Raw genomic sequence first — 15,265 nt, forward strand, 5'->3', positions numbered from 1 at the left:
AGCTTCGAAAGGTAGTCTAAGTAAATGCTCTCGAGACGAAGATTTCTTGCAGGCCTTAGCGGCAGTTTTGCCACGGCTGCGTTGCTGCCACGCCAATCCTTTGCGCAAGCTGTCGACTTCGATGTGCGCAAGTACGGGGCTGTGGGCGACGGAGTCACCGTGGACACAAAGGCGCTACAGCGAACCATTGATGCCGCAGCGGCACAGGGGCGCGGTCGCGTGTTGATTCCTGGCGGGGCGCGGTTTCTAACCGGTGCGCTGTTGCTGCCCAGCTCTGTAGAACTGCATTTAGCCGATGATGCGATGTTGCTGGCGAATCCAGATCCGGGCGATTACGCACATCGTCCTGGACTCATCAACGCTGAGTCTGCCACAGGGGTCAAGATCACTGGCTTGGGAATGATCGATGGTGAGGCCATGCAGTTTATGACAACCTTCTCAGAGAAAGATGAACGCTGGGAGCCAAAGTCTTTTCGTCCGCGTATCTTTTCGTTGCACCGCTGTAACGATCTCGAGATTCACAACATCACCTTTGGCCATTCGCCGACGTGGGGACTTCATATGCTGGGGTGTGAACGTGTCCTCGTAGACGGTCTGCGCATACGAAACTACATGGAGGTGCCGAACTGCGATGGGATCGATCCAGACCATTGCCGCGACGTCGAGATTCGCAACTGCGACATCGTCGGGGCTGACGATGCCATTGTCATCAAGGCCAGCCAGACCGCTGAGGAGTATGGTCCCACGAATAACATCACTGTGCGCGATTGCGTTGTCACCACTCGGGATGGTGGCCTGAAGATCGGCACGGAGACCTTCGGCGATATCTCGAAGATTCTTTTCGAGCGTTGCAAGGTGATCTCTGGCGGGAGAGGCCCCACGATCACGCATCGCCAGCAGGGAAACATCGAAGATATAGAGTTCCGCGACATCGAAGTCACGGCCCAGCATCATGCGGAGAGATGGTGGGGATGGGGCGAGGCCATCTCGATTACGGCGTGGCCGCGGACGAAGGATGGCATAGTCGGCACGCTTCGTAATGTGCGCCTTCGCAACATTCGTGGCCGCGCCGAGAACAGCATCCGCATCGATGGCACCGCCGAGAAGCCGATCGAAAATGTGTTACTCGAAGACATCGACATGACGATCGACCGATGGACGATGTATCCCGGCGCTCACTTCGACAACCGACCTACGATGCCGAATGTGGAAGGACTGGAACCGCATGACACACCCGTCTTCTTTTTGAGGAACGCGAAGGATGTTCACTTGAAGAACTGCCATGGGCGCTGGGGTAAGAACCTGCAGCCTTACTTCTCGCACCTGCTGGAGGCGCATAACGTGAAGCAGTTGGAGCTAGAACGGTTGCAAGGACAGGCCGCACATCCGTCGAGTCAAAGCCGTCTTGCAATCGAGGCGACCTGATTCTCGGTTAGAGGCAAGCGCTTAGTGGCGACTGAATAAGAGGGAATCGGCGTCTCCTTCTTGAATCATGCTGTCGTTTGGATAGATGGCATCGACGTTCTCACGCGTGATCATCTGATGTTTGACGAATGATGCAAGAGGGATTTCCTTGCCCTGTATCTTGTCGAGGGCCAGGGACATGATGGCGTCGCCGTAATGCTCGGGGAAGTAGGCAACCGAACCCAGCAATCTTGAGTTGCTTCGCCTCATCTCGCGTCGAGCTTCAATGCTGGCGTTCTGACCCACTGCGAGGCAGCCTTGCGAGCGGCCAGTTTCTTCGAAGGCGTGCAATGCACCCAGGCAGCTAGGGTCATTGAGAGCCCCTAGCAGGGTGTGTTTCGCCTTGGACTTCGTCAGATGTTTGCGGACGATGGAGAGGCTGGTTTCGAACCGACCTTTGCCATCCAGAAATCGGACGGCCTGGTCCGGGAGTTTGGGGATCAACTCGCGTATGCCTGCGAGCATTCCTGTCATCCTCGAGCGCGGAAGCGGTCCGGCCATGGGAAGTTCGAGCAGGATCACCTCGTCGACGAGACCATTCCATTGCTGGATGCAGGCTTTTGCGAGGGCTCTGCCTCCGATGACACCGGCACGATAGTTGTCGGCACCGTAAAAGGCAGCGCCCGGGTGCGGCACCTCGATGGCGATCATGGGGATTCCGGCTTCTACGAGCTTGGAGGCGATGATGGAGGCGCTCTGCTGGTTGGTCTGGAACTCGATGACGAGGTCCACCTGCTCCTGCACGAACATCTCTGCATTGCGAATGGCGATCTTAGGGCTATACCGATTGCTGACGACCAGTAAATCGATGCCTGCGCGGTAGGCGCTGCTGCGGATGCTCTCGGAGACGAGGCGTGAAAACGAAAACTCCTCGCTTTGGGAGGCATAACCGAACCGGTAGCGCTTCTTCTGGTCCTGCGGGCTGGCGAAGCGGTAGGAGTTCTTCGCCGTCCTGACCAGCATGCCGCACTCCACGAGTGTGACCAACATGCGAAAGGTGGTGGGTCGACTGAGCTGCGTAACTTTGCATATTTCGTCGAGTCCTATGGAACCGGTGGCGTCGCGACAGAGTTTGAGAATCTCGCAGGCCCGAACGACGGACTGAATTGTGTAAGGCGAATTCTGGGCTTCGGGATTAGAGAGTTTTGAAGATGTATTTTGTGCGTTCACTTGGGGCCAGTAGCTTTCTATATCTGCTCGTCTGTGAATGTACTATTTTGCAGGTTGAAATTTGACGCGATTCAGCGAATCGGAACAGCGACTCCAAAATACCCTGTAATGGATGGAATTGGGAATAGTGTGCGATTTTCGCGCCACGATGTATTTCGCTGGATGAAATAAGCAAATTGCTTGAAAACAGTCCTCGTGAACCTCTGTTTGTGCGATCTAGGATGCGCCTCGTTCTGAAGGTTCGTTGATCGGTGTTTTGAGATCAGGGCTTTCACCAGAGGAGGCAAAAGTTGAAGTTCAAATTCGCTCATGAGCAAAACCTAGAGTCAAAACCGCGAAGCAGTTTCAAGGGGATGGCCCTGTTTGTCCTCGGTGTGGTTTTAGCCCTTTGGATGCCAACCCTATCAGCGCAGTCGATTAGCGGCGACGTGGTCGCCACAGTCACTGACCCGTCCGGGGCTGTCATTCCGAAAGTGGCTGTGACGCTGACCGAGGTCAACACCGGCCAACAGACCAAGCTGGAGTCGAACGACAGTGGTCTTACGGTCTTCAGTTCGCTCAAGCCAGGACTGTACAAGTTGGTTGCGAAGATGGCAGGCTTCGAAACAACCCAAATGGACAACATCACCGTTGTTATCGGACAGCGCAGCAGTCTCGACGTGCATATGCGCGTGGGCTCTGCCGAGAACACTGTTACTGTTTCGGCCAGCGAGCAAGCGCTTCTCAACTCAGAGAGTGCAGCGGTAGGTCAGGATATTGGCAAAACCAGCATCCAGACCCTGCCGCTGAACGGGCGTAACTTCATCCAGTTGACGCAGTTGACCACTGGCGCCGCGCCGGTGGGCGGCGGCAATTCACCAGCGTCCTACTGGACGGGGCGGTCGGATGTGACGGTTTCGTTTGCCGGACTACGTGAGAGCGACACAAGCTATCTGGTGAACGGTATCGAGACGCGTAACGCCCGCTTCGGCAATACTGGCCTCCGCCCGTCGGTGGATGCGATTCAGGAGTTCCGTGTTCAACGCACGACCTTTGGCGCCGAGTTTGGACACTCGGCTTCGATCGTCAACACAGACCTGCTGGCTGGAGCCAATGCGTTTCACCTGGTGATGTTCGAGCTGAATCGCAATCGCGCGTACGCCGCGAACACCTACTTCGCCAAGCAAGCTAATACGCCGCAGCCTTCATTGAACCAGAACAACTTTGGCGCCACCCTTAGCGGACCAGTGATCATACCCAAGCTTTACAACGGTAAAGACAAAACCTTCTTCATGTTCAATTTTGAAGGCTTTCGTCTAAAGCAGGGATTGACGGATACGGCTCTCTATCCTTCAACGGCGCAACTTGGCGGCAATCTGGCGGACGACAGCACCGGTACTGGCCTTTTCCCTACGAGTTCCGCATTTTGCCTTTCGAATCCAACTTCGGTGAAGTGCGTCAATATCATCAACCCGCAAACCAACCAACCGTTTGCAGGCAACGTAATCCCCATGGCCCAGTTGAATGCTACGGCCCAGCTGGCGCTCCAATTTATTCCCAAGCCGAACGTGACCGTGGCTTCAAACAGCCCAACACTTCCGAGCTTCAACACGATCCGTACCCCGGCGAACGTCCAGAACTACAACCAGTACAACGTTCGTTTGGACCACACGATTTCGCCGCATGACAGCATCTATGCAACTTGGTCGAACAGCAACGATAACCTCTATAATCCGGCGATCAATCCTCTAGGTGGCGTGAATGTACCCATCAACGATCACCTCTGGACAGCGACGTATAGCCATATCTTCAACGATCATCTGGTGAACGAGTTCCGGTTCGGTGTCAACGACTCCGCGACCTTCCGCAATGCAGAGACGGCGTACGGTCCGAACTACGCAGGAAACCTGTTTGGCCTGTCGTATGCGAATAACGCCGATCCGGCAACGTACGGTGTGCCGAACTTTGGCATCTCGGGTGTCGGTCCGGTAGGTTCTGTCACCGAGGTCATCGGTGCGGACGACAAGAATTACCAGGTGTCGGACAATCTAACGCTGACCCGTGGAAAAGTCACATCGCAGAACGGTTTCCAATATCTGCATGAGAGCTTCACGCAGATCACGGACTTCGGATCGAATCCGAACCTTGTCTACAGCCAGGGATATTCGACTCGTACGGCTGCCGGAACGAATGCCAAGTCTGGACTGATCGGATTGAGTGACTTTTTGCTCGGCGAGCCGTATCAGATCACTGCTGCGGGTGGAGATTCCACTCAATACCTGCACACGGCGTACTACGGTTTCTACTCCCAGAACTCGTGGAAAGTAACTCCGTCGCTGACGCTAAACCTGGGTCTGCGCTACGAGTACGCGGGTTCGCCCATTGAATCTCGGAATAGAAGCCAGTTTTTCGATATCAAAACAGGACAGTTCAGTTATGCGGGTGCCGGTATTCGCCGTTCGATCGTGAAGCCGGATGAGAACAACTTTGCACCGCGGGTAGGCTTTGCGTATCGGCCTTCTTTCATCAAAGACACGGTCATTCGCGGCGGTGTCGGCACCTACTACGGAACGGACAACTTCAACGAAGAGCAGTTCAAAAACCAAGGCAGCCCGTTTTATACCTCGCGCAGCAATACCCCCAGCAGCACCACGCCGGTGTCGATCTCGAGCCCATTCGTGAATTCATCGACAGCATTTCCTCCGGCCAACGCGAACATCTTCACGCTGGACCAGAACAACCGGACATCCTACATCAACCAGTGGGGTCTGGATATTCAACACTCGTTCGCTAGCAACTATCTCGTAGAGTTGGAATACGCCGGAGGTAGCGGCCAGAAGCTCGCGCAGCGGTATAACGCGAACATCGGCACGATCAGCGCCACCGGCGATCCGAATACGCAGATTCCGTTGTCTCAACGCATTCCCTTCCCGCAGTACGGCTTCATCCTGGTGTCCGGCAATTACGGTCGCTCGAACTACAACGCGTTTACGGCCAAAGTGGAAAAGCGTCTGTCGAGCGGCAACTCGTTCCTCGTTGCATATACCTACTCGAAGGCGATCGATATCGGCATCACGGATGACTTCTCCGCTCTGTCACGTAACTTCTTCACGTACGATCGCGGTGTTTCCGACTACGACGTGCCGCATCGTTTTGTGGCAAGCTACTCGTATCATCTTCCGTTTGGCCGGGGGCAAAAGTTCATGGGTACAGCTCCCCTTGCAGTTGATTACCTTATCGGCGGTTGGCAGTTGAATGGAATCACCACGGTCAGCGCCGGTCAGTACAGCACACCGACGCTGCCGGGAGAGAACCTCAACATCGGAGCTTTCAGTGTCTCCAGGCCGAACAAAATTGGAGATCCTGGGGCTGGCCGAAAGTCTCCAACGCAGTGGTTCAACGCGGCTGCGTTTTCGGTACCGCCATTCGGAACTCCTGGTAATGCTGGGCGCAACTCGCTGGAGCAGCCTGGCTATCAAAATTGGGATGCCAGCCTTTTCAAGGGCTTCCATGTAGCCAAGCGAGCCAACTTCCAGCTGCGTCTTGAAGCCTTCAACGTCTTCAACCACACGCAATTCGGCTTCGCAAACACGACGCTGGGAGGCAACTTCGGTCAGATCACGTCTACACGATCTGCTCGTATTGTCCAGGTTGGCGGTCGGTTCCAGTTTTAGCGATTCGTCTGACGCTTCCGCTACCGCGCGGAAGCGTCAGACACTCAGTGCCTATTGTGAGGAGTAACAATGAACAAATCCATGAAGTACCTATTCGTTGCGCTTGGGGCTGGTCTGCTGGTTTGCCAACCTGCCTTAAGTCAGGCTGTATCCCTTGACGAGGTCAAGATCGATTGGGCGAAGTCGGTGATGGTCTCGAAGTCGACGCCGACGTTGCAGGTGGTTGTAAATCCGGGTATTGCGCGTGGCGGGAAGTTGAACAAGCCAGCGTTTTCCGCGCTTCATTCGTTAGGGGCGGACTATGTGCGCTACGTGCCTTGGCTGCCCTATCCGAAACAGGCAGTGGCGGAGTTGAAAGAGCCCACTGATGGCAAGACGTCATGGGACTTCTCGCACATAGACCCCACGCTCGATGACTTTATGAAGGCCACGGAAGGACATTCGGTCATTCTAAACTTCAGCACGATTCCCGCGTGGATGTATAAGACCGACAAGCCTGTCACCTACCCTGACGATCCCAATCAGGTCACATGGAACTACACGCAAGGCACGGACCTGCGTGACCCTTCCATGAAGGAGGTCGCCGATTACTATGCGCGCCTGCTGAGTTGGTACACAAAGGGGGGCTTTACAGATGAGTACGGCAAACACTGGGAGTCCGGCCACCACTACAAGATCGCGTACTGGGAATTGCTGAACGAGATCGATTTTGAGCACCACTGGAAGCCTTCGGAGTATGCGCGCTTCTATGACATCGTCTCGACGGCGATGCGGAAGGTCGACCCGGACCTAAAGTTCATGGCGATCGCGGAAGCTATTCCCGGAAACAATCCGGACATGTTTGAATACTTCCTAAACCCCGCCCATCATCAGGCAGGCATTCCGCTGGACTTCATCACCTATCACTTTTACGCGACGCCGACGCCGGATCAGACGATCCACGAGTGGCAGTACACCTTCTTCGATCAAGCCAGCGGCTTTTTGAATACCGTTCGTTACATCGATGAGATCAAGAACCATTATTCGCCTTCAACCAAAAGCGATCTGGACGAGCTGGGTGTCATTCTTACGGAAGACGAAAAGGAGAACAGCCATCCAGGTTACGTTGCCAAGCCGGAACCGGCAGCGTACTGGAACCTTGCCGGGGCTCTCTACGCTCATCTGTATATCGAGCTGTCCAAGCTGGGCATCGACGTTATCGGCGAGTCGCAACTGGTTGGGTATCCGTCACAGTTTCCCAGTGTGAGCATGATCAACTACAACACCGGCGCACCGAATGCTCGCTTTTGGGTGCTGAAGCTCCTGAAAGACAATCTCGGACCTGGCGATCAACTGGTCGAAACGGGCGTGTCGAACCCGGGAATTTCGGCGCAGGCGTACCAGACCAGCCACGGCAAAATGTTGCTGGTGCTCAACAAGCGTGAACGCGAACAGAAGATTTCTCTGCCTGCTGATGCCGAAGGAGCGAATGTCTCCTTTGTCGCTCCTTCGACAGGAGACCATGCTCCAGCCTCGTCCACTGTCGCCGAGCATAGTTTGATGTTGCAGCCATTCGAGGTCGCAATCGTTCGTTGGAAATAAGATAGCGGTCGCGTTTGAGTCAATCGTGAAAGATTGAGTGAATGCCATGCATTGCTTTCAAGGCTCTCCAGGTTTGTTGCTCTTTCAGACCGCACACCGAGAGACCCTTTGGCAGAGGGTATGAGACTGTTTGCGAACCTGTATCCACGCAGCTATGAGACTTTTAGGGACTTGGTCAACGCACAAGGAGAAGAACGATGGATGCCAGATATAAGAGCTTGCGTGTTGGCTTGATTGGGCTGGGCCTCGAAGCATACTGGTCGCAGTTTGAAGGTTTGGAGGAGCGCCTGGAGGGCTATCTTTCCGAGGTAGAAGGAAAGATAAGCGATCCTGCTCGGACAATCGCCAACCTTGGCTTGGTGGACAGTCCGGCGAAAGCCATCGAGGCTGGACATGCATGCAGGAGAAGCGATATCGACCTTCTGCTTGTGCATATAACGACGTATGCGCTGTCCTCGACCGTACTCCCCGTCATTCTGATGGCCAAAGTGCCGGTGATCCTGCTGAACATTCAGCCGACGGAGGCCATCGATTATGGCCGCTTCAACCGGATGAGTAACCGTACGGCGATGACCGGCGAGTGGCTTGCCTATTGCAGTTCATGTCCCGTGCCGGAGATCGCGAACGTGATGCGGCGTCTCGACATGCCGTTTCACCAGGTCACAGGCGTTTTGCACGACGATCCCCAATGCTGGCTGGAACTGGAGGGATGGTTGAAGGCCGCCGCAGTCGCGAAGGGACTAAGTCACAGCACGCTGGGATTGATGGGCAACTACTACAGCGGCATGCTCGATATCGCGACCGACCTTGCGCAAGTAAGCGGACGGTTCGGTATCAACATCGAGCAACTGGAGGTCGAGGAACTTTGCGCGATTCGCAGGGAAGTAGCCGAAGGCGACATCGCTGCGAAGATGCAAAGCTTCGCCAGCTTTTTCGCCATCAGCGACGACTGCACGGAGGAAGAATTGATCCGCGCAGCGCGGACGGCCGTTGCCCTAGATACGCTCGTTGCACAGCATGACCTAGATCTAATGGCGTACTACCACAAGGGCACCGGCATCGCCGAGACTGAGGACGTGATGAGTTCGGTTATCCTTGGCACCTCAATGCTGACCGGTCATGGCGTACCTGTTGCCGGTGAGTACGAGGTAAAGAACGCGATTGCGATGAAGATCATGGACCTGTTCGGAGCAGGAGGATCGTTTACGGAATACTACGCCGTAGATTTTGCGTCGGATCTCGTTTTGATGGGACACGACGGGCCGGGCCACGTAAACATCGCTGAGGATAAGATTCAGGTGCGACCGCTGCAGGTTTATCACGGTAAGGTGGGCAACGGACTTTCGGTGGAGATGTCTGTGAAGCACGGGCCTGTAACGCTGCTTTCGATCGTTGAGAACAAACGCCGTGGATTTGCGCTGTTGGTCGCGCACGGAGAGAGCGTTCCGGGTGAAATTCTCGAAATAGGGAATACGAACAGTCGTTATAGCTTTCCTCTTGGAGCGCGAGGCTTCATCGAGGCGTGGAACTCCCATGGTCCAGCGCACCATTGTGCTATCGGGGTTGAACATATTGGGCCGCGCCTGGAGATGCTGGCACGTTTGCTTGACCTTGATTTTTTTCAGGTCTGCTGATGTTGGCGACGAGGGTGGTTTTCACCTCATCGATCAGCCGATGCCAACCCCATAAGCGGGACCGAACTTTACCCAGTAAATCCGAGCCGACAGCGAAGGTGATGAGATGAATCAATTGCATGTTCTTTCCAAACGACTAAACGCAACGACGAGAACAGAACGCGCCCGCAGACTGAACCCCGAAATTGATCGTGAGTATATCGTACCGATCTTAATCAAATCCGTAGCGATCCTTGAGCTTCTTCGGGATACGCCTCAAGGCTTGAAGATATGCCAGATACACGCGCAAACAGGTATAGCGCTCTCTACCATCTATAGAATCGTTCGCACATTCGTTGTTTCAAACTATATTGAGCTGAACTGCGAAGGTTTTTACGTGGCCAAATAGGTCTCGCAAGCTCTAAGACTTTGCGAAGTGTAGGAAGCGATCTCTTGCATTTTCTGCACTCTGGGAAGAAGCACAAGCCAGACAGCGCAAAGCTGGGGGCCTGACTCGTTTTCTTAGATGTCCTTGTATCGCGCCGGCCAGCAACTAGATGGCGTGGAGTTCTGCATACAGTGATCAGAACGCCAAGATTACCCCCGTCACGCATAACGGTCAGACCGCGCTGCAAAAGCAAATGGATTAGAAACAGCTTGACACTGACATTGTGGGATCGCTATAAAAAGCGCGCCACAGAAACCTGTTTGCGGTTGCTTCAAGTTTGACAAGTTGAGAAAAGGTTTACTCGGCCGTTTTGGGTTGTACTCGGCCAATCCTTACATCTTTTGATCGTATAGAAAATGTTTACTGGAGTGGTTTGCCGTCGCGTGTGGCTGCGGCAAAGCTACTGAATGAGGAGATGTCGGATGAATGTTCGGAGCAGGTTTGGGATTCGGTCGCTTGCAATGGTGGCACTGTTGACTCTCGGTTTTGCGATCGGTCACGCGCAGATCAACTCTGGTTCACTGGGCGGCACGGTGACCGATGTCACGGGCAGCGTCATCCCCAGCGCGCAACTGGTTGCGACCGAGACGGCATCGGGCACTGTTTACAAGACGACTTCGTCGTCCTCAGGCGGCTATGTGTTCACGTCCCTGCGTCCCGGTACCTATTCCGTCACCGTGACGGCCCCTGGATTTTCCGTCGCAAAGGTAACGGCGTTGCCGGTATATGTAACAACGCGCTCCTCGCATGACTTTGCGCTTGCGGTCGGTGGGGCGAACGACACAGTCACCGTCGATGCGGCGGGGCCGTCGCTCGAGACCGAGAGCTCTGATGTTGGCACAGTGTTGACCGAGGCGCAGGTGCAGGACCTGCCATCGGCTGCCGGCGGAGCTATCCGTTCACTGGCGGCGCTGACATTCCTGACGCCAGGTGCGGTTGGTCCGGGAACCAACGGTGGCACATTATTCACAAAGATCGGCGGCGGCCAGACCTTCGGCAGCGACAACCTGATCGACGGTATCAGTACGCAGAGGTCAGAGAATGGCACGGAGTACTTCGATCAGATGACGCCGTCCCTGGATGCGATTGGCGAGGTGCGTGTAGAGACGTTGACGCTGCCAACGTACCTGGGACGTACGACGGGCGGTATCTCGAACTTCAAGACCCGTTCAGGTACGAACACTTATCACGGCACGGTGTATGACTTCTTCAAGAATACGATCTTCGATGCGAATAGCTGGTTCAACAAGGGCAATGCAGCCCTCAACCAATTGACTCAGGATGCCGTCGGCTATCGTCGTCCTACCGATATGCACCAAGACTACGGTGCGACGCTGGGTGGGCCGCTTTCGATTCCACACTTCTACAACGGTCGGGATAAATCGTTTTTCTTTTTCAGCTTCGAGCAGACGCCCAGCAACTTCGGCCATACCGTTCAATCGACGGTGCCGACGCTGGCGCAGCGTGGTCTGGCCAATGGAAGCAATGGAGCGATTGGAGACTTTTCGTCGACGCTGGGAGCGGCGATTCCCGGTGTGACTAATCCCTGCACGGGCAATCCTGTGCTGGTTGGACAAATCTTCGACCCGACCACGACCCGGACCGTGGGTGGTGTGGAGTGCCGCACGCCGTTTACGAATAACCAGGTGCCAATCGGTCGGAGCCAGATTGCGACCAAGGTATTGGCCTTGATCCCGCTGCCGAACTATGTAGGCGCGGGCACGACGAACTACCAGTACGTTACCAACGAGAAGGTGAACCAGGACGTCTACTCGCTGCGACTCGACCAGAGCTTCGGCACGCGGCATCACCTGTTCGGCTTCGCCAGTGCACGCGAAAACTACGATTCCGGTGTTGCCGACTTGCCGGGGCCAGCCAATAGCGGATCGCAGCTTCAGGACTTCTATGCCAAGCTAATCCGCGTCGGTTACGACTTTACGATTACGCCCCGCCTTGTGAACCAGATCACCTTCGGTGGCAACCGCATCAATAGCTTCAACAGTGCGCCAGCTTCGCTGCTTGGTGTGGACTACGATGCGCAGCTGGGAATTCCAAATACGCCTTCGGCGGGAACGACCTTCCCAACGTTCAACATTGGCGAAAACCTGCCGGGACTGGGAAGCGCGAACTTTGACGATAACGTCGACAACGCGCTGCTGGCGGATGACAACCTGAGCTGGAGCAAGGGCCGTCATAGCGTCCGCGTGGGTGGCACGTATCGGTGGCAGCAATTCAGCTATGAGAACAACGGGCCGGCCGCAGGCTATTTCAACTTCTCGCGCACCCAGACCGCCGGCACCAACGGTGGCACAGCAGAGCAGCAGAGCGGTAATGGCATTGCGAGCTTCCTGCTGGGCGCCCCCGCCTCTACGGGCCGCTCGCTGCAGGTTCACTTTCCACGCTGGATCTCGCATTATTATGCGGCCTATGCTCAGGATGACTGGAAGGTGCGCTCGAACCTGACGCTGAACCTGGGCTTCCGGTATTCGATAGACACGCCGCGGCATGAAGCTGAGGGTGATATCTCGGGCTTTGACCCGACGTTGCCAAACCCGTTGGCGAATGGCCTGCTGGGTGCGATCCGCTTCGGCGGTGTTGGCCCGGGCCGCGATGGCAATAAGAATGAACAGTTTGCCGATACGTACTACCACGCTTTTGAGCCGCGTGTAGGTTTTGCGTATTCGCCGGGCTGGCTGCATGACAGCTTTGTGCTTCGCGGTGCGTACACCATCATGTATGGCCCGCTGATCTATGCGGACTACGGACAGGGCCTAAGCCAGGGCTTTACGACCAACACGCCGCCACAGACGAACGATCCCTACACGCCTTCGGGAGCACTCGATGCCGGGCCGCCAACGTTGTCGTTGACGCCAACGATTACCCCGTCTCTGAACGTAGGCGGTGGCGTCGACTACGTCGCCAAGACGGATGGACATCCAGCAACGGTGCAGAACTGGACGCTCGAAACCGAACAGCAGCTGCTACCTGACCTCATTTTGACACTCGGCTATCTGGGCGAGCGCGGGACCCATCTGCGCTCCCTGGTGTACTGGGAGAACTCGTTGAACCCAGCCTACTTTGGATTGGGCAATACGCTCTATCAGCCACTACAGTCGGCCGCTGGTGTGGCTTCCGGTGTGCAGGCGCCGTTCGCCAACTTCTTCCAGATCACGAACGGCCAGGTTGGCCAAGCGTTGCTGCCGCATCCACAGTACGGGTATATCAACAACGACAGCTATCTGCAGAACCGCGGGCAGTCCACCTACAACGCAATGATCGTAAAGTTGGATCGCAAGTTCCGTAACGGCCTGAACGTGCTGCTCTCGTATACGTGGTCGAAGACTTTTACGGATGCGGATTCGATCCAACCGTATTTCCAGGTGGTACAGAGCCAGGGCGGAACGCAGAATCCCTTCGACTTGAAGGCGGAGCGCGATGTCAGCACGGCGGATGTGCCGACCAATTTTGTGGCGAGCTATCTATACGAGCTGCCCATCGGAAAAGGCAAGAAGTTCCTGGGCAACAGCAACCGCATTGTGGACGCATTGATCGGTGGCTATCGCGTCGGCGGTGTCGACCGCTACCTGAGCGGACAACCGATCAGCTTTTTCGGCGCTCAGGGCATCCCGTACTTCGATGGCGGAGTACGGTATCAGAAGGTCGTGGGCCAGGACTTCCAGACGCCTGCGGCGCATAGCGGCCACTACAACCCGCTGAGCTACATGTCGGTAGGCACGGCAGGAAATAATTCAACAAGCTTTTTCAATCGCGGCGCCTTCGTCGACTTGAACGATGCGGCGCACCGCGGCAGCGGAACGTACCGGCTCGGCGATATGCCACGGAATGCAGCCAACTCGCGCACACCTGCTTACTTCAACGAAGATGCGAACATCAACAAGCACATTCCGATCCATGGAGAGATCTCGGCGGACCTGCGGCTGGAGGCATTCAATGTCTTCAACCGGCATGGTTTTAGCAAGCCGGACTCAGGTGTGGCGGATATCAACTTCGGACAAATTACGGGCTTGAATGACGCGCCACGCAGCATGCAGGTTGTGCTGAAGATCCGGTACTAGCTAAATCAGCTTCCGCTTTATCCACGCTTCATGGGAGACACGATGAATCTTCGTTCCACGATGAGCTTGACGGTTGCGACGCTCCTTCTCAGCGCTGTGGCCGTGGCGCAGAGCACGCTGCCGCAGGCGCTGCGACTCTCGGGCGCGTTCGGTGGAACGCATGACCCCTCGATCGCATTCGATCATGGAACGTACTACGTGTTTGCGACAGGTGCGGCCTATCCCGCACGTCCTGAGGGAGCAGCACCGCCGTCGCCCGACGATGCGAAGGCACCGCCACCGGCACCGATTGGGCAGTTTCCGATCCGCTGCTCAAAAGACCTGCACCACTGGACACGCTGCGGCGCGGTCTTTCCGGCGATCCCCGAATGGATTCAGCAGGCGAGTCCGAAGACGCGTGAGCTTTGGGCTCCAGACATCAGCTACTTCGATGGGCTGTACCACCTGTACTATGCATTCTCGGTTTTTGGGAAGAATACCTCCGGCATTGCGCTGGCAACCAACGAAACGCTGGACCCCGCCAGTCCGAAGTACAAATGGTTGGACCGAGGTCTGGTCATTCGATCCTATGAAAAGGACGACTTCAACGCGATCGATCCAAACCTGGTGCTGGATGCGAAGGGACAGGCGTGGCTTTCGCTAGGCAGTTTCTGGTCGGGAATCAAGATGATCCACCTGGATCGCGCGACGGGGCTGCAGTCGAAGACGGACGCGAAGATTTACCCGTTAGCCTCGCGCCATGCTCCATCCGTTGCCGTGCGAAACCCGGATCTGCCGCCGGATTCGGAGGCCATTGAGGCTCCGTTCATCTTCCTGCATGGCGGCTTTTACTACCTGACCGTGTCCTGGGATCTCTGCTGCCGCGGAACGAAGAGCACGTATCGCACCATGGTGGGCCGCTCGAAGGATGTGACCGGGCCATACGTCGATCGTGATGGAAAACCGATGATGCTTGATGGCGGTACGCCGCTGCTCATTGCGAACGCTACGTGGCTCGGACCGGGCGGCGCTTCGGTGCTGCGTACGCCGGACGGCAAGCCAGCGGAAGATCTACTGGTGTTCCACGCATATAGCGCGAAGGATGGGCATCCAGCGATGCAGATATCCACGATTGCGTGGAAGGATGGTTGGCCGCAGGTTGCGCTGGAAGGCGATGGTAGCCCATTGCTTGAGGCGGGGCCTTAGGTTTGTGACGTTTGAGCGCAGATCGTACGCGATTGTCGGCGCGTTATCGTAATTGTCTTTCTCGTGTTGGTTCAG

General features: G+C 55.8%; 8 protein-coding genes and 1 pseudogene. 7 read left to right on the forward strand and 2 right to left on the reverse strand.

Features of this window, described 5'->3' with window-relative positions; genetic code table 11:
- The first annotated feature begins 24 nt into the window (after positions 1-24).
- A complete protein-coding gene (locus OHL14_RS13125) occupies positions 25-1,425 on the forward strand; it encodes a glycoside hydrolase family 28 protein (RefSeq protein ID WP_263379808.1) in 1,401 nt (466 codons plus the stop codon).
- Positions 1,426-1,446: 21 nt separating this feature from the next.
- Here the strand turns inward: OHL14_RS13125 and OHL14_RS13130 are convergent, their stop codons facing one another.
- Positions 1,447-2,427: a sugar ABC transporter substrate-binding protein gene (locus OHL14_RS13130; protein ID WP_396271400.1), complete on the reverse strand. Its 981-nt coding sequence runs from the start codon at positions 2,425-2,427 to the stop codon at positions 1,447-1,449.
- Positions 2,428-2,634: pseudogene (locus OHL14_RS20260) on the reverse strand (helix-turn-helix domain-containing protein); the annotation flags it as partial. It lies immediately after the preceding gene.
- A gap of 392 nt (positions 2,635-3,026) precedes the next feature.
- Between OHL14_RS20260 and OHL14_RS13135 the strand changes: the two are divergent.
- The 6 genes from OHL14_RS13135 (at position 3,027) to OHL14_RS13160 (ending at position 15,190) form a co-directional block, all read left to right on the forward strand.
- Positions 3,027-6,287, forward strand: coding sequence for a TonB-dependent receptor (locus tag OHL14_RS13135; protein ID WP_263379810.1), 3,261 nt, complete (start codon positions 3,027-3,029; stop codon positions 6,285-6,287).
- Between the two features lie 69 nt (positions 6,288-6,356).
- Entirely contained in the window at positions 6,357-7,868 is a 1,512-nt protein-coding gene (locus tag OHL14_RS13140) for a GH39 family glycosyl hydrolase (RefSeq protein WP_263379811.1), read from the forward strand.
- A gap of 197 nt (positions 7,869-8,065) precedes the next feature.
- The gene (locus tag OHL14_RS13145; RefSeq protein ID WP_263379812.1) at positions 8,066-9,502 is read left to right on the forward strand and encodes an arabinose isomerase; all 1,437 of its coding nucleotides are present in this window, start codon (positions 8,066-8,068) and stop codon (positions 9,500-9,502) included.
- Between the two features lie 106 nt (positions 9,503-9,608).
- Positions 9,609-9,890 carry a helix-turn-helix domain-containing protein gene (locus OHL14_RS13150; protein ID WP_263379813.1) on the forward strand — a complete coding sequence of 94 codons (282 nt, stop codon included), beginning with the start codon at positions 9,609-9,611 and terminating at the stop codon, positions 9,888-9,890.
- A gap of 461 nt (positions 9,891-10,351) precedes the next feature.
- Positions 10,352-14,005: a TonB-dependent receptor gene (locus OHL14_RS13155; RefSeq protein ID WP_263379814.1), complete on the forward strand. Its 3,654-nt coding sequence runs from the start codon at positions 10,352-10,354 to the stop codon at positions 14,003-14,005.
- 42 nt (positions 14,006-14,047) lie between these two features.
- A complete protein-coding gene (locus tag OHL14_RS13160; RefSeq protein WP_263379815.1) occupies positions 14,048-15,190 on the forward strand; it encodes an arabinan endo-1,5-alpha-L-arabinosidase in 1,143 nt (380 codons plus the stop codon).
- Positions 15,191-15,265 lie beyond the last annotated feature (75 nt).

The organism is Granulicella paludicola (assembly GCF_025685545.1).
GTDB lineage: Bacteria > Acidobacteriota > Terriglobia > Terriglobales > Acidobacteriaceae > Granulicella > Granulicella paludicola.

Coding starts and splice junctions, on each gene's coding strand:
- OHL14_RS13125 (WP_263379808.1), top strand. CDS start 25: ATGCTCTCGAGACGAAGATTTCTTGCAGGCCTTAGCGGCAGTTTTGCC.
- OHL14_RS13130 (WP_396271400.1), bottom strand. CDS start 2,427: ATGCTGGTCAGGACGGCGAAGAACTCCTACCGCTTCGCCAGCCCGCAG.
- OHL14_RS13135 (WP_263379810.1), top strand. CDS start 3,027: ATGCCAACCCTATCAGCGCAGTCGATTAGCGGCGACGTGGTCGCCACA.
- OHL14_RS13140 (WP_263379811.1), top strand. CDS start 6,357: ATGAACAAATCCATGAAGTACCTATTCGTTGCGCTTGGGGCTGGTCTG.
- OHL14_RS13145 (WP_263379812.1), top strand. CDS start 8,066: ATGGATGCCAGATATAAGAGCTTGCGTGTTGGCTTGATTGGGCTGGGC.
- OHL14_RS13150 (WP_263379813.1), top strand. CDS start 9,609: ATGAATCAATTGCATGTTCTTTCCAAACGACTAAACGCAACGACGAGA.
- OHL14_RS13155 (WP_263379814.1), top strand. CDS start 10,352: ATGAATGTTCGGAGCAGGTTTGGGATTCGGTCGCTTGCAATGGTGGCA.
- OHL14_RS13160 (WP_263379815.1), top strand. CDS start 14,048: ATGAATCTTCGTTCCACGATGAGCTTGACGGTTGCGACGCTCCTTCTC.